This window comes from Jeotgalicoccus coquinae, assembly GCF_014207425.1.
Classification (GTDB): domain Bacteria; phylum Bacillota; class Bacilli; order Staphylococcales; family Salinicoccaceae; genus Jeotgalicoccus; species Jeotgalicoccus coquinae.
On the sequence record NZ_JACHFF010000003.1, the window covers coordinates 207,578 to 221,852 of the forward strand.

The window sequence follows — 14,275 nt, forward strand, 5'->3', positions numbered from 1 at the left end:
CTTTAATCTCTTTGATGTTATTATATAATATAAGTATATGTAACTCTATTAGGAGGACTTGCCATGAAACACTTGTACATTAAATCGAGAACAGAAGAAGCGAAAGAAACGCTCATATTATTTCACGGGACCGGCGGACGCGAGACGGATCTGCTGGATGTTGCGACGACCGTAAACAGCGAAGCGAATATTTTAAGTTTACGCGGTGATATCGACGAGAACGGGCAGACCAGGTTTTTTAAACGCCTGACTCCGAAACAGTATGATGAGGAAAGCTTAAAAGAGGAAGGCGGTAAAATTTACGCTGAACTTAAAAAGCTGAGTGAAGAATATAATTTCGAACTCAGGAAGGCCGTTTTAATTGGATACTCCAACGGTGCAAATATCGGAGCGTATCTGCTCTTAAATTACGATTTGAATGTAAGAGGTGCAATGCTTATGCACAGCGCATACCGCAGTGAAACAATCGGCAGGGGCATGCTGTTTGATACAGATGTACTGCTTACAGCCGGTGCGCAGGATATGGTGGCTACAGCAGGCGAGGCTTACACACTGAAGAGCAAGCTTGAAAATAAAGGTGCCGAAGTCAGTGTTAAATTAACGGACGGCGGACATGAAATATCCCCTATGGAATTAATGGAAGGGCACGTCTGGTACATGCCAATCAAGAAATCCATAAGGGATGAGGATAAATTATTATAGGTAATGTTTTCTTAAATACTGTTCGAGACCGTCTTCATCGCAGCTGAATTCGGTCACATCATCAGCGATGGCCTTAACGTCTTCTTTGCCGTTTGCCATCGCTGTTGATTTACCGGCAATTTTAAACATTGGAATGTCGTTCATTGAATCACCAAAAGCATGAACTTCATCGATTGAGATATCCATCTTCTCAAGCAGTGTTAACAGACCTGTGCCTTTATCAGTACCGTAAACCATAATCTCAGAGTTGTGATCTGATGTGCGGTATATCTGAAAGCCTTCATCAGTCGTAAATCTTTCATGCAGCAGTTCAGCCCAGCTTTCGAGCTTATCTTTACTGTTTGAGAAAAAGTAGAATTTTATAATATCAGAACGATCAATGTCTTCCGGATCAATCCACTGTTCGGTACTGTTAAGTGTCCTTGCAGTGCCGATATTTTCATATTCAAGCACAGTCGCATCCGGCGTCTGTGTCAGATCTTTTTCAATGTAGCTGCGGTCTTCATTAAATGTATACGGGCCGCCGTGCTCGCTCGTCGTCATTTCATAGTACATCTCATGTTCACGGACCTGCGACAGAACGAATTCAACCTGTTTTTTCGTAAATGCTGTACGTGACAGCAGTGTATCACCGTGGTGCACAGTCATGCCGCTTGCACCGACATAGCCGTCAACAGGCACATCGCGGGGTACTTTCGTATGAATCATCGGCAGTGAACGTCCGGTAGCGATAATGATTTTAATGCCTTTATCGTGAACCGCCTGCAGCGTTTCTTTAAGCGAATCGGGGAATTCACCTGCATTATTTAAAACTGTCCCATCCAAATCGAGAGCAATTGCCTTCATAATTTATAAGCGCTCCTATCTTCAGTTTATATTTTAGTGTTGTGCTTCCGCTTAAATTTTAGCATATTACGGCATATATGATAAAATTACATTACCAACAGTTCAGTAAAGGAGTCGTTATATATGACAAACACTGCAGCTTATTTAAAAAAGTATGACCTGGAAGATCTTTATCAGCTTGCGGTTAATACCGGGGTCACTGACGAAAAAGCGCTTGAGAGAGACGAGCTCATAGAAAGAATCTCGGATAACCTGCTGAAAGAGGAAGTTCTCGAATACGCATATCTTTACAGCGATGACGCGGCGCTCGACAGCTGGCAGCAGGGAGCAAAAGACAGGGAATTCGGTGAGAATCTCAGCCTGACAGACGTTTACGGTTTATATATAATGGGACTCGCTTATGAATCTCTGAACGAAGAAGACAATTTTTTTATACTGGAAGAAGTGCTCGGGAAGTTTGAGACGGTCGATACTGAAGAAAACCGCGAAGCACGTACAGCAGTTCAGCGTCAGCTGAATTTAATACGTTCTGCACTGCATCTTTACGGTGTCGTTGAGTTTAAGCAGATTGTTCATTTATTTAAAAAATATTACGGTATGGACGTCACGATTGAAGAAGTGGTGGATCTGGTCAACCGTTCGCCTTATGTCATTACAGTCAACGAGAAGAACCAGGAGTTTATTATTGATGATATGACGGATGAGCAGTATGAAATCATCCGCAGCGCCCAGCAGAAATATAAATATTATGAACCGGAATTCGGCAAGTTTATTAAATTCAGCAATCCGGGATATATCGATGAATCGACAGCTCATGAATCATTGAAAAAATGGGTGTCCGGGCATCTGAATACGGATGTGGCATCGGATTATGAACTGTATCTCCACGTGCTCCGCATGGTAATCAGCGGACGAAAACGAGAAGATATTTCCGGGGAAATAAAAAATCTCGGCCATGCATTTGAATCGAAAGCAGAAGAAGATGAATTTTTCGAACTGATTCGGGATGTCGTCAGACAGACTAGGCATTTCCAGTACCGTGGCAAGAGCGAAGCGGATCTTGGACAGAAAACGATAGTTAAAGAAGTTAAAGTCGGACGCAACGATCCATGTCCGTGCGGCAGCGGTAAAAAATATAAAAAATGCTGCGGTAAAGCAGTATAAAAAAAAGTGGCTGGTATAACTACCATCCACTTTTTACATAGTGAAAGGTGAAGGTCATGCATTTAAAAATATTTATGGTGTTTTTCAGAGTCGGCATACTCGGCTTTGGCGGCGGGCCGTCATCGATACCGCTCGTGAAAATAGAAGTCGTGGACAAATACCGCTGGATGACCAACGAGGACTTCCAGGATACGCTCGCAATTGCGAATGTGCTGCCCGGACCGATTATAACGAAGCTCGCGGGTCATATCGGTTACCAGCTGAAAGGCTGGACAGGTATTGTGACGGCACTCATTGCAATCATTCTTCCGACAGCAGTATTAATGACAGTGCTGCTGACACTGTTCTCAGAATTTAAAGATCTTGCATGGGTACAGGGAATGAGTGCAGGTGTCGTACCGGTCGTACTCGTTATGCTTGCGGTACTCACTGTGGAATTTATGCAGACAGCAAAAGCGGCAGCGACATGGAAATTTTTAATTCCGTTTACGCTCGGCATGCTCGTAATTCTTGAAGTACTGAACATTCATCCGGCGATAGTAATCGGTATTATTATAGTATTCAGCCTGCTTCAGAAGAGCGGCAGAAAAGCAGGTGACGCATGATTTATCTGGAAATATTTATGGCCTTTTTAATACCGGGTATACTCGGGTACGGCGGGGGACCGTCATCGATACCGCTCGTTGAACGTGAGGTTGTCGGTACATATGAGTGGATGACTACAGCGGAATTTGCAGAGGTGCTCGCACTTGGAAACGCACTGCCGGGACCGATACTGACTAAGATGGGTGCATATATCGGCTATGAAGCGGGCGGTATCCCCGGAAGTATTATAGCGATATCAGCAAGTGTGCTGCCGTCACTTCTTTTAATGATATTCCTCGCTGCAGTGCTCTATAAGCTGAAAGGCACGAACAAGTTCAAAACACTGACATTATTAATCCGTCCGGTCATCGCGATTCTGCTCGGTGTTATCGTGTTTGATTTCCTGTTCAGTTCACTGGAAGTATCGGGTACATTCCATACTGTCTTTCTAATCGGACTGGCATACGTGCTGCTGCAAATAGTAAAAGTGCATCCTGCTCTCGTTATTATCATCGGACTAATATACGGTGCGGTCTTTATCCGGTAAGTAAGCACAAAATTTAAAACGACTTTCTGAATGTACTATACTTGATAAGATGAACAGTTAATCCAGAAAGGAAGTTAGCACAAAATGGCATATGATATTCGTAAAATGGAAGTAAGAGATGCTGCAAGTATTATTGCTCATAAAAAACAAGTGACAGCAGAAAATCCGGATACGCTGGCAACAGCAATTGAAAACAGAACAATTACTATTGAAGAGGAAGAAGCAACGATAAAGTCCCTTGGACCGAATGATCTCGGGATCGTAGCAGTCGACGGTGATAAAGTAATCGGCATGCTGAATCTCCGTCAGGATCACCGTAAAAAGTTCGAACATATCGGACAGTTCGGTATCAGTCTTCAAAAAGCTTACACAGGTTCCGGCACGGGCACTGCGATGGTGGAGCAGGCTGTGGAATTTGCACGGGGCAACGATAAGCTCGAAAAAGTAATATTAACTGTCTTCTCCAACAATCCGGGAGCGATTAAATTATATAAACGACTCGGCTTTGAAGAAGAAGCAACATTAAAAAATCAAGTGAAATTAGCGGACGGCTATACAGATTTAGTCTATATGGCGAACTTTTTAAAATAATGAACTATCTGATTAATTAAAGTGATATTATAACGTTAAGAATGACTATACTTTTAAAAATCGGGTGATTAAATGAAAGTTGTCCATGTACTGATGTACGCGCTGCTCTTAACGTTATTCACAGCAGGTATCATCTTCTCAACGATGGCATCCTATACGGAGACATCACCGCTGTCCTACACAGTAATCGGGATATTTATGACAGTTTTATTTGTCATTTATACAGCTGTCTTAATTAAGTACCGTCAGAGAAGAATCGAAAACAATAAAGAGAATCGCGCCTAAGCGGTTCTTTTTGCATTTTAAGTCCAAAACTATTGAGGGATGGTGTATTTAATGGGGAATTTTGAAGAAATTAATAAGAGAGCTCAAAAAAATACGGGCCGTATTCAGGAAGAACAGCCTGATTTTATGAGAGCATTTAAAAAGCTTCAGCAGGAAGGCTACAAAGACAATGCACTGGATGAGAAAACGAAAGAATACATCGCGTTAACTTATGCAATTGCTGACAAATGCGAAGGCTGTATCGGCAACCATGTAAACAAACTCGTTAAGCTCGGTGCAACAAGAGAAGAAATCAGCGATATAGTTGCGGTCTGCATCGTTATGGGCGGCGGACCCGGAAGTGTATACGGCGGCAAGGCGCTTGAAGCATACGATGAGGCAGCAGCAAAATAATTCAATACGGGAGGAAACGGCATGAAAGTTAAATTAAACTGGCAGGGTAAATTAAAATTTGAATCCACAGGTGAAACAACGGGATACACAGTCGCAATGGATGCGAACGAAGCGGCAGGCGGGGATGCATCAGCACCGTCACCGATGGAAATGGTGCTGCACGGTGCGGCAGGCTGTATGGCCATCGATATCGGAGTGATTTTAAGACATCATATGGATAAAGTAACGAAGCTAGAAATTGAAGCGGACGGCGATCGTGCAGATACGGAACCTAAATACTATAAACATATTACGATGAATATTTTAATCGATGGGGATATTACTGCAAAACAGGCGCAGCGTGCTGCGGATCTGTCGAAAGATAAATATTGTTCTGCGGTACATTCACTCGTTGCGAATATCGATGTTAAAGTAATCCTGAATGGTGAAACATTGTAAGATGCTGCATATAAAAAATCTCGGTATTTATTACGGCGGTTTCAGCGCAGCAGTCAGCGATGTGGAATTCGGTCCGGGAATTCATGTGATGCTCGGTGAAAACGGCAGCGGGAAAAGTTCTGTTCTCACCGGAATTACAGGCTATAATATGCCGGTCATTACTGAACGGGAATTGGAATACAACGGTGTACCGCTCGACAGAACTGCTGATTACATCAGTTATCTGCCGCAGCAGAATGTTCCGTTTCAAATTACTGTGGAAGATTTTATTCAAATGACTGCATCAATACGTCTGCCGAAAAAAGATGTTAACTGTACTTTAAAAGAATTTGGACTGGAGCAGTTCAGAAATACATCAGCTGACAATTTAAGCGGCGGTGAATTTAAACGGGCGCTGTGCGCACAGCTGCATCTTGAAGATAAGCCTGTAATGATGTTCGATGAAATCGAGCAGGGACTCGATATTAATTACCAGCATCTGGTCATGAACTGGCTTAAACAGTTAAGTTCAGAAAAAGTAATAATTATGGCGATGCATGATCTGAATCTCGCACTCAGTTACGCGGATACAGTAACATGTATGAAAAAAGGCACTTTAACCGAAGTTAAAGTGCCTGTCAGAGAAGTGAATGAAAAAATGCTGGCGGAAACTTTTTCACGTGAAATGAAAATTATTCATCACGACGGGAAAGTGATTGCGCTCAGCTGATTGCTCCGAGTGCACCGCTGTATTCGCCGTCCGGCACGACATAGGCCTCGGCATTTTTTAATTCGCTGTATCTGTAAATAATATCGGTCATAACTGTGTTATCAAGCAGTGTCGAACCAATAAAAACCATATTTTTCGTCTTGAATGCATCGGCTAAATTAATCGCCATTGCAGTGACAGTTTCTGCCACGAGTCCGATAACAGCAATCAGCTGATCTTCGATCGAGGCATTTTTTTGTGCGTTGATTATATGTCCGAAGTTGCTGGCAGTCAGATCACCGGGAATCGGTGAAGGTCTGCCATTATAAATATGGTGGACTTTTAGATCGATGATATCGCGGTCTCCATCTTTCGCCCGTTCGATAATCGTATCGAAATCACCGATGCCCGTCAGCAGATAGCTGAGGCCGATCAGTGTACCACCGCCGACTCCGGAGCCGCCGACACGTTTTTGGGATTCGCGTGTGGCTTGATGAAAGCTTGTTCCAGTGCCGACGTTTAAGTAAACGTATCGGTCCAGGTCTATATCTGCTTCTTTTAACAGCTGTGAAAGTCCGCGGAATGTAGCATCAAACTCTATGGAAAGTGTTGCGTTGAAATTGAGTTTCTCCTGAATGTATTCGGCTTTGCCACCCGTTAAATAAACATCCTCACCGGCATATTCGTTATTCAGCATATCGATGACCTGATTGATTTCTGCAGCGGGATATTTTTTAAATGTCCGTCCTTCGTCAGTTACCAATGCGACTTTAATCAGTGTGCCTCCGGCGTCGATTCCTATTTTCATATTTTTACTCCTCACAGTTGTGAAATATTAAGCAGCGCTCAATGATTTTGAGCGCTGCTTAATTTTAATCATTAATTCTATTTTAATACTTTTTGCGTCGTTGTCTACGTTTCATTGCCTCATTCGGCTCTCGTCTGAGTCCTTTGGACACTGAAGCGATCATCATTATGAGAATGGCGGCGAACGGCAGACCGGCGAGCAGTGATGCTGCCTGCAGACTAGTCAGACCGCCGGCAAGAATCAGTGCAATCGTCAGGAGACCAAGAAGCAGTCCCCAAAGAATTTTCAGGCCGGTAGGCGGATTATCGGTATTTCCGATACTCATACCCGCAACGATAAACGTTGCCGAGTCGGCTGATGTGACAAGGAATGTAAAAATCAGGACGATTGCTATTGCTGACGTCAGCCATGAAATAGGCAGCGTATCAAACAATGCGAACAATGCCTGAGTCTGATCGTTTAATACGATTTCCCCAATGTTTGTATTATTCATAAGATCTGAATAAATTGCCGTTCCTCCGAGTGCACCGACCCACAGGAAAGAAAGCATCGGCGGTACGATTAAAATACCCATGACATATTCACGAATACTGCGTCCGCGTGATACACGTGCAACGAATGAACCAATAAATGGACTCCATGCGATTACCCATGCCCAATAGAATACTGTCCATTCCTGAACCCAGGATTCGCCTGAATACGGCTGCAGACGTAATGAATAGCCGACGAAATTTGTCAGATAATCACCGAGACCTACAATGATAGTTTCCATAATAAATGTAAATGGACCAACAGCCATAATAAATACGGTTAATACAAGAGCAAGAATCATATTTAAGCTGCTCAGAAACTTCATTCCGCGTTTAAGACCGGTAATCGTCGAGAAGATGAATAACCCTGTCATTAATGCAGTCAGAATAATTTGCGTTACGGGACCTGACGGGATACCAAATGCGATATCAAGACCGCCGTCCATTTGCATAATACCTAAACCGACAGATGTTGACATACCTGTAATTGTTGCGATAATCGCCAGAATATCTATTGCTTTTCTGGCTTTTTGATTGTAATCGAGACCGAACAGCGGCTCGAGTGCGGTCGATACCAGGCCATCGCGGTTTTTACGGAATTGGAAATACCCGATTGCGAGACCTGCGACACCGAAGATTGACCACTGTGAAATACCCCAGTGGAAATAAGTATAACCCATTGCGACTCTGGCAGCTTCTGCTGATTCAACAGGTCCGCCGAGGAATGGTGATGTCATAAAGTGCTGCATTGGTTCGGCAACACCGTAGAATACTAACCCGACACCGAGACCGCTTGAGAATAACATCCCGATCCATGACCAGAATGAAAACTCGGGCTTCGAATTATCGCCGCCGAGTTTAACGCGGCCGTATGGCGAAAGTGCCAGGAATAAAAGAAATACTCCAAATCCAAATACAACAAGTAAGAAGAACCAGCTGAAGTATTGTGAGATTACCGCATAGATGTTTTCCGAGGCGGCTTGGAACTGATCTGGAATAATCATTGCGATTGCAGAAACAACCAGAATTATTGCGGTAGATATCCAAAAGACAGTACCGAGCTGTTTCAGATGAAACTTATCCGGTTTTTCCGGATTCGTATCTTGCTTTGACGTGGTGTTATTATCATTCGTCAAGAGAGTTCCTCCTAAATTAATTAATAGTTTCTTATTCCTATTACCCTTACAATACCAACAAAAAACGCTGAAATAATGAAAGTTGTAATGTAATGTCTAAATTGTCACTAGAGGGGGTATGGCACTATAATAGCAAACTATAATAACATGTCAAAAAAGAGGTAAAAGGGAGAAAAACATGGAAATCAATATTAGGGAATTTACAGAACAGGACAGAGAGCACCTTGAAAATTACATATTGAGTGACAGGCAGCAGGTCTATTCGAGCATGCCGCTTGAAGTGCTGGACGATGCTCTTAATGATAAGAACCGCACTGCGAATGTTGTCGTTACAGATGACGGCAAAGTCATCGGTTTCTTTGTGCTTCATAAACACTACCAGCACGAAGGGTACGACACGCCGCACGAAGTCGTCTACGTGCGTTCTTTATCGATTAATGAAAAGTATCAGGGGAACGGATACGGTACAGCGGTTGCCCAGCATCTGCCGGTATACGTGCAGGAAAATTTTTCATCATTCGATCATTTATATTTAGTTGTTGACGGCGAAAATGCAGGTGCGTGGAACTTATACGAACGCGCAGGTTTTCTGCATCTGGCGACAAAAGAAGAAGGACCAATCGGTAAAGAGCGTTTGTACTATCTCGATCTGAACCGCAGTTACGTGCCTAATTTAAGACTTGAAGTCGACGCAGGGACAGCAGCGCCTGCAGTGAAAATTATACTGAAGCGGGAAAATAAGGAAGTTGGCCATATCGATGCGGAACAGGACGATGGTACGCTTGAAATTAAGCATATATATGTAGATGCAGAACACCGGGAAGAAGGTGTTGCCGAAAGCGCGATGCGCCAGTTTGCAACAGTCGTCAGAAGAAAACTGTCCGGCGTGGATAAAGCAACGGTAACTGTGTCTGATCCGGCATTTGAAAAGCTGTTTACGAACGCGGGATTTGTACTGATTGACAATCCGGAAAATACGAATCGATATGTGAAATTAGTAAGATATTAATATAAAGCTTGAAACATCGCATAAATATTTGTATTATATCCTAAGGTATTTCCATCTTGAAAGGATGACGTAAATGAGACTGGACAGCTATACAAAAGAAATGATGGACGAGCATTCGTTTATAGATATGTCGCACATATATTTAGAAGATAAGGGCAAAGAAACAAATCTTTATGAAATGATTGATAAATTTAAAGAGGTTGGAAGCTATACTGAAGGTGAAATTGAGAACCGTGTGCTGCAGTTCTACACGGACTTAAACACTGACGGACGTTTCCTGAGCACGGATGACGGCGTATGGGGTCTTCGTGAATGGTATGCAGTTGACGATATCAGCGATAAAATCGCTCCGACAATTCACAAGATTGAAATTGCAGCTGAGGAAGAGTACATCGAAGAAGAAGCCGATGCAGACTACCCGGGTGCAAAAGAATTAGGTGAAGAACAGGGAGAAATCGACGAGACATTGCACGGTGAAGACGACGAGGACAACATCGACGGTAAAGAAGCTGACGATGAAATCGAGTTTGTAGAAAAAGAAAAACTCGAAGATGATTATGACGATGAAGCCGATGCATACTAATTTTTAATTGACTTTTTTTCTGAAAGTGATAGTATTTTATTTGGGCTCCCTTAAACAGGGACTAGTAAACGGGCTCCTTTTCACGGTAGTGAAAGGGAGCTATTTTTATTTTATACAGGAGGATACTTACATGACAAAATATATCTTTGTAACAGGTGGCGTAGTGTCATCATTAGGTAAAGGAATTACAGCTGCATCTCTAGGGCGATTATTAAAAGACAGAGGATTTAACATTACGATTCAGAAATTCGACCCCTATTTAAACGTTGATCCGGGGACAATGAGCCCTTATCAGCACGGTGAAGTATTTGTAACAGAGGACGGCGCGGAAACTGACTTGGACTTAGGACACTACGAGCGTTTTATAGATATTAATGTAAGTAAATATTCCAACGTTACAGCAGGGAAAGTATATTCCGAAGTAATCAGAAAAGAACGCCGCGGAGACTATCTCGGCGGAACTGTGCAGGTTATTCCTCACATTACGAACGAAATCAAATCACGTATTAAAAAAGCAGGCGAATCTTCTAATGCGGATATCGTTATTACTGAAATAGGCGGAACAGCAGGGGACATTGAATCACTGCCGTTTATCGAATCAATCCGTCAGTTAAGAAGCGACCTTGGTAAAGAAAACGTTATGTTTATTCACTGTACACTGCTGCCTTATATTAAAGCTGCCGGTGAAATGAAAACCAAGCCGACTCAGCACAGCGTTAAAGAGCTTCGCGGTCTCGGCATTCAGCCGGACATGATTGTTGTGCGTTCTGAATATCCGATGACAGAAGATCTGCGCGACAAGATTGCACTATTCTGTGATATCGATGAGAAGAGCGTAATCAACGCCAAAGACGAGGAAACAATTTACGAGCTTGTAATGTCACTGCAGGCACAGGATATGGATGATCTTGTTCTTCAGAACCTGAACATCGAAGCGACAGGCGAAGCACAGCTTGATGACTGGAAACATCTGCTCGACAACTTAAGTAAAATTGATAAGACGATTAAAATCGGACTTGTCGGCAAATACGTTGAACTTCAGGATGCGTATTTATCAGTAGCAGAATCACTGCGTCACGCAGGCTATGAAGTCCATGCGGATATCGATATTCACTGGATTAACTCACAGGATGTTACACCGCAGAACTATAAAGAAATATTAAGTGAAGTGGACGGTATTGTCGTACCGGGCGGATTCGGCGACCGCGGTATCGAAGGTAAGATTCTTACGCTGAACTACGCACGTGAAAACAATGTGCCGGTTCTTGGAATCTGTCTTGGAATGCAGCTTGCAACAGTTGAATTTGCACGTAACGTAGCAGGTTTAACAGGTGCAAACTCATCTGAACTTGATGAGCACACACCTCATGCAATTATCGACTTAATGCCGGACCAGAAAGATGTTGTCGACTTAGGCGGTACACTGCGTCTTGGAAGCTTCCCGTGTGTTATTAAAGAAGGAACAAAAGCACGCGAACTTTATCAGGTGAGCGAAGTGGACGAACGCCACCGCCACCGTTTCGAATTTAATAACGCTTATAAAGAACAGCTTGAAGAAGCAGGCATGATTTTCAGCGGAACATCACCTGACGGCCGTCTGGTGGAAATGGTTGAACTTAAAGATCATCCTTATTACGTCGGTGTTCAGTTCCATCCGGAATTCCAGTCACGTCCGACACGTCCGCACCCGTTATTCAGCGGTCTGATTAAAGCGTGCCTGAATGAAGAAGTACAGGAAGAAACTAATTAATCAGCGATATAAGAAAGTTTTTAACTATTAAAATAGTGAATGGAAATGACTGCGTTTCTAAAGCGCAGTCATTTTTTAATAATATGTGTTAAAATACCTTTGCAGCAGTGAAAACAGTAATTATTAAAATATTTTAATGAACGGTTAATGGTAAAGCATTGTCAGTTCGTGAAGCTTTAATTTATAATGATAGTAATATCACAATATTGGAGGACGAAGACAAGATGAAATACTTTATAGATACAGCTAATATGGATGAAATTCAAGAAATAAACGAGTGGGGCGTACTGAGCGGTGTGACAACAAACCCGTCATTAGTAGCCAAAGAGAAAGATATTTCTTTCCACGACAGACTTGTGGAAATTTGTGAACTGGTAGGCGGACCTGTCAGCGGTGAAGTAATCGCGCTTGACGCTGAAGGCATGATCGAAGAAGGTCGCGAACTTGCGAAACTTCACGAGCATATTATCGTTAAAATTCCGATGACAGAAGACGGAATGAAAGCAGTTAAAGTACTTTCTGAAGAAGGAATTAAAACGAACGTTACTTTAATTTTCAACACAGTACAGGCACTTACAGCAGCACGTGCAGGTGCAACGTACGTATCTCCGTTTATCGGACGCCTTGACGATATCGGTCTTGACGGGCTGCAGCTGATCGAAGATATCGCTGCTATTTTTGCAATTCATGATATTGACACTGAAATTATTGCAGCATCGATCCGTAACGCCGGACACATGCACGGAGCGGCAGTACGCGGTGCTGATATCGCAACAATCCCTTACAAAGTAATTAAAACGTTAACTCAGCATCCTTTAACTGATAAAGGTATCGAGCAATTCTTAAACGACTGGAACAACAAGTAATCTCCATATAATTAAATGACAAGGAGCTTTCTATATGGCTGAAGATGTAATTAAAGTCCGCGGCGGCAGCAGATTGACTGGACAAGTTGACATCAGCGGTGCTAAAAACAGTGCAGTTGCACTGATTCCGGCATCACTTATGGCCTCCAGCGGTACAGTGAAACTGGAGGGCCTGCCTGAAATCAGCGATGTTAAGACGCTGATGAGTCTGTTGAATGACTTGAACATTAAAACAGACTTATCGGGTACAACTCTCGAAGTCAATGCAGAAGAAGCAGTGAACATGCCGCTGCCAAACAACAAAGTACAATCTTTACGCGCATCGTATTATATGATGGGAGCAATGCTCTCACGCTTTAAAAAATGTGTTATCGGGCTGCCCGGCGGATGTCCGCTCGGACCGAGACCGATTGATCAGCACATTAAAGGGTTTGAAGCACTCGGTGCAAAAGTAACGAACGAGCACGGTGCGATGTATCTGACAGCAGAAAAACTGACAGGCGCTAAAATATTCTTCGATGTTGTATCGGTAGGTGCAACGATTAATATGATGCTTGCAGCAAGCTGTGCAGAAGGACGCACGATTTTGGAAAACGTAGCAAAAGAACCCGAAATCGTCGACGTTGCTTCACTTTTAAACAACATGGGTGCAAACATTAAAGGCGCAGGTACGGATACAATCCGTATCGAAGGTGTGGAATCACTCCACGGCACGACGCACAATATTATTCCGGACCGCATTGAAGCGGGTACTTATATGATTGTCGGAGCAATTGCCGGCGAGAATTATAAAGTGAATAATATTATTCCGACACACATGGAATCACTGTCTGCAAAACTGGAGGAAATGGGTGTTGAACTCGACATCGGCGATGACTATGTCGTAATTAACAAACCGGAATCATACAATGCTGTTTCATTGAAAACACAAGTGTATCCCGGATTTGCAACAGACCTGCAGCAGCCGATTACACCGCTTATGTTTTTAGCTGACGGTGTGAGCAAGATTACCGAGACTATTTATCCTGCAAGGTTCAGACATGTTGATGAACTGTCCCGTATGAACGCTCATATTGAGAAGAAAAGCGGCAGTGCGTTAATTTACCCGTCACAGCTTAAAGGTGCGGAAGTATATGCAAGTGACCTGCGTGCAGGTGCCTGTCTGTTAATTTCCGGTCTGATAGCAGACGGTGTAACGACAATTCACAACGTCAATCATATCGACAGAGGCTACGCTGATATTGTTAAGAAATTAGAAGCACTCGGTGCAGATATATGGCGTGAAACTTTAAAAGATTAAATGTTCAAAGACTGGAATTTGTAAAAATTCCAGTCTTTTTTCTGTGTTATAATA

General features: G+C 43.0%; 17 protein-coding genes. 14 read left to right on the top strand and 3 right to left on the bottom strand.

Annotation, left to right across the window (positions count from 1 at the left end):
* Positions 1–63: 63 nt before the first annotated feature.
* Complete coding sequence (locus tag HNR41_RS09805; RefSeq protein ID WP_184284171.1) at positions 64–702, top strand: alpha/beta hydrolase; 639 nt, start codon at positions 64–66, stop codon at positions 700–702.
* On the opposite strand, the gene HNR41_RS09810 is transcribed toward HNR41_RS09805, so the two are convergent.
* Positions 697–1,548 carry a Cof-type HAD-IIB family hydrolase gene (locus HNR41_RS09810; RefSeq protein WP_184284173.1) on the bottom strand — a complete coding sequence of 284 codons (852 nt, stop codon included), beginning with the start codon at positions 1,546–1,548 and terminating at the stop codon, positions 697–699. The two genes, HNR41_RS09805 and HNR41_RS09810, sit on opposite strands and share 6 nt — an antisense overlap.
* Positions 1,549–1,671: 123 nt before the next feature.
* Between HNR41_RS09810 and HNR41_RS11510 the strand changes: the two genes are divergently transcribed.
* The 8 genes from HNR41_RS11510 (at position 1,672) to HNR41_RS09850 (ending at position 6,260) form a co-directional block, all read left to right on the top strand.
* Positions 1,672–2,712: an SEC-C metal-binding domain-containing protein gene (locus HNR41_RS11510; RefSeq protein WP_308807850.1), complete on the top strand. Its 1,041-nt coding sequence runs from the start codon at positions 1,672–1,674 to the stop codon at positions 2,710–2,712.
* A gap of 56 nt (positions 2,713–2,768) precedes the next feature.
* The gene (locus HNR41_RS09820) at positions 2,769–3,317 is read left to right on the top strand and encodes a chromate transporter (RefSeq protein ID WP_184284175.1); all 549 of its coding nucleotides are present in this window, start codon (positions 2,769–2,771) and stop codon (positions 3,315–3,317) included.
* Complete coding sequence (locus HNR41_RS09825) at positions 3,314–3,844, top strand: chromate transporter (protein ID WP_184284177.1); 531 nt, start codon at positions 3,314–3,316, stop codon at positions 3,842–3,844. The genes HNR41_RS09820 and HNR41_RS09825 overlap by 4 nt, the downstream gene beginning before the upstream one ends.
* 84 nt (positions 3,845–3,928) lie before the next feature.
* On the top strand, positions 3,929–4,435 hold the full coding sequence (locus HNR41_RS09830; protein WP_184284179.1) for a GNAT family N-acetyltransferase: 507 nt from the start codon (positions 3,929–3,931) through the stop codon (positions 4,433–4,435).
* 72 nt (positions 4,436–4,507) lie between these two features.
* Complete coding sequence (locus HNR41_RS09835; protein WP_184284181.1) at positions 4,508–4,720, top strand: hypothetical protein; 213 nt, start codon at positions 4,508–4,510, stop codon at positions 4,718–4,720.
* Between the two features lie 51 nt (positions 4,721–4,771).
* A complete protein-coding gene (locus HNR41_RS09840; protein WP_184284183.1) occupies positions 4,772–5,113 on the top strand; it encodes a carboxymuconolactone decarboxylase family protein in 342 nt (113 codons plus the stop codon).
* A 21-nt stretch (positions 5,114–5,134) separates the two neighbouring features.
* The gene (locus HNR41_RS09845; protein WP_184284186.1) at positions 5,135–5,551 is read left to right on the top strand and encodes an OsmC family protein; all 417 of its coding nucleotides are present in this window, start codon (positions 5,135–5,137) and stop codon (positions 5,549–5,551) included.
* Position 5,552: 1 nt separating this feature from the next.
* The gene (locus HNR41_RS09850; protein WP_184284188.1) at positions 5,553–6,260 is read left to right on the top strand and encodes an ATP-binding cassette domain-containing protein; all 708 of its coding nucleotides are present in this window, start codon (positions 5,553–5,555) and stop codon (positions 6,258–6,260) included.
* Here HNR41_RS09850 and coaW read toward each other — a convergent pair.
* Both coaW and HNR41_RS09860 read right to left on the bottom strand, forming a co-directional pair.
* Positions 6,253–7,047 (bottom strand): type II pantothenate kinase, encoded by a 795-nt coding sequence (gene coaW / locus HNR41_RS09855; RefSeq protein WP_184284190.1) that lies wholly within the window; start codon positions 7,045–7,047, stop codon positions 6,253–6,255. The two genes, HNR41_RS09850 and coaW, sit on opposite strands and share 8 nt — an antisense overlap.
* An 82-nt stretch (positions 7,048–7,129) precedes the next feature.
* A complete protein-coding gene (locus HNR41_RS09860; protein WP_184284193.1) occupies positions 7,130–8,713 on the bottom strand; it encodes a BCCT family transporter in 1,584 nt (527 codons plus the stop codon).
* A gap of 178 nt (positions 8,714–8,891) precedes the next feature.
* On the opposite strand from HNR41_RS09860, the gene HNR41_RS09865 reads away from it, so the two are divergent.
* From HNR41_RS09865 to murA, 5 genes are all read left to right on the top strand, one after another.
* The gene (locus HNR41_RS09865) at positions 8,892–9,722 is read left to right on the top strand and encodes a GNAT family N-acetyltransferase (RefSeq protein ID WP_184284194.1); all 831 of its coding nucleotides are present in this window, start codon (positions 8,892–8,894) and stop codon (positions 9,720–9,722) included.
* A gap of 73 nt (positions 9,723–9,795) precedes the next feature.
* Positions 9,796–10,305 carry a DNA-directed RNA polymerase subunit delta gene (gene rpoE / locus HNR41_RS09870; protein ID WP_184284196.1) on the top strand — a complete coding sequence of 170 codons (510 nt, stop codon included), beginning with the start codon at positions 9,796–9,798 and terminating at the stop codon, positions 10,303–10,305.
* A 130-nt stretch (positions 10,306–10,435) separates the two neighbouring features.
* On the top strand, positions 10,436–12,055 hold the full coding sequence (pyrG, locus tag HNR41_RS09875) for a CTP synthase (RefSeq protein WP_184284198.1): 1,620 nt from the start codon (positions 10,436–10,438) through the stop codon (positions 12,053–12,055).
* Positions 12,056–12,279: 224 nt separating this feature from the next.
* A complete protein-coding gene (gene fsa / locus HNR41_RS09880; RefSeq protein WP_184284200.1) occupies positions 12,280–12,921 on the top strand; it encodes a fructose-6-phosphate aldolase in 642 nt (213 codons plus the stop codon).
* A 34-nt stretch (positions 12,922–12,955) separates the two neighbouring features.
* The gene (gene murA / locus HNR41_RS09885; RefSeq protein ID WP_184284202.1) at positions 12,956–14,221 is read left to right on the top strand and encodes a UDP-N-acetylglucosamine 1-carboxyvinyltransferase; all 1,266 of its coding nucleotides are present in this window, start codon (positions 12,956–12,958) and stop codon (positions 14,219–14,221) included.
* Positions 14,222–14,275 lie beyond the last annotated feature (54 nt).

Coding starts and splice junctions, on each gene's coding strand:
- HNR41_RS09805 (WP_184284171.1), top strand. CDS start 64: ATGAAACACTTGTACATTAAATCGAGAACAGAAGAAGCGAAAGAAACG.
- HNR41_RS09810 (WP_184284173.1), bottom strand. CDS start 1,548: ATGAAGGCAATTGCTCTCGATTTGGATGGGACAGTTTTAAATAATGCA.
- HNR41_RS11510 (WP_308807850.1), top strand. CDS start 1,672: ATGACAAACACTGCAGCTTATTTAAAAAAGTATGACCTGGAAGATCTT.
- HNR41_RS09820 (WP_184284175.1), top strand. CDS start 2,769: ATGCATTTAAAAATATTTATGGTGTTTTTCAGAGTCGGCATACTCGGC.
- HNR41_RS09825 (WP_184284177.1), top strand. CDS start 3,314: ATGATTTATCTGGAAATATTTATGGCCTTTTTAATACCGGGTATACTC.
- HNR41_RS09830 (WP_184284179.1), top strand. CDS start 3,929: ATGGCATATGATATTCGTAAAATGGAAGTAAGAGATGCTGCAAGTATT.
- HNR41_RS09835 (WP_184284181.1), top strand. CDS start 4,508: ATGAAAGTTGTCCATGTACTGATGTACGCGCTGCTCTTAACGTTATTC.
- HNR41_RS09840 (WP_184284183.1), top strand. CDS start 4,772: ATGGGGAATTTTGAAGAAATTAATAAGAGAGCTCAAAAAAATACGGGC.
- HNR41_RS09845 (WP_184284186.1), top strand. CDS start 5,135: ATGAAAGTTAAATTAAACTGGCAGGGTAAATTAAAATTTGAATCCACA.
- HNR41_RS09850 (WP_184284188.1), top strand. CDS start 5,553: ATGCTGCATATAAAAAATCTCGGTATTTATTACGGCGGTTTCAGCGCA.
- coaW (WP_184284190.1), bottom strand. CDS start 7,047: ATGAAAATAGGAATCGACGCCGGAGGCACACTGATTAAAGTCGCATTG.
- HNR41_RS09865 (WP_184284194.1), top strand. CDS start 8,892: ATGGAAATCAATATTAGGGAATTTACAGAACAGGACAGAGAGCACCTT.
- rpoE (WP_184284196.1), top strand. CDS start 9,796: ATGAGACTGGACAGCTATACAAAAGAAATGATGGACGAGCATTCGTTT.
- pyrG (WP_184284198.1), top strand. CDS start 10,436: ATGACAAAATATATCTTTGTAACAGGTGGCGTAGTGTCATCATTAGGT.
- fsa (WP_184284200.1), top strand. CDS start 12,280: ATGAAATACTTTATAGATACAGCTAATATGGATGAAATTCAAGAAATA.
- murA (WP_184284202.1), top strand. CDS start 12,956: ATGGCTGAAGATGTAATTAAAGTCCGCGGCGGCAGCAGATTGACTGGA.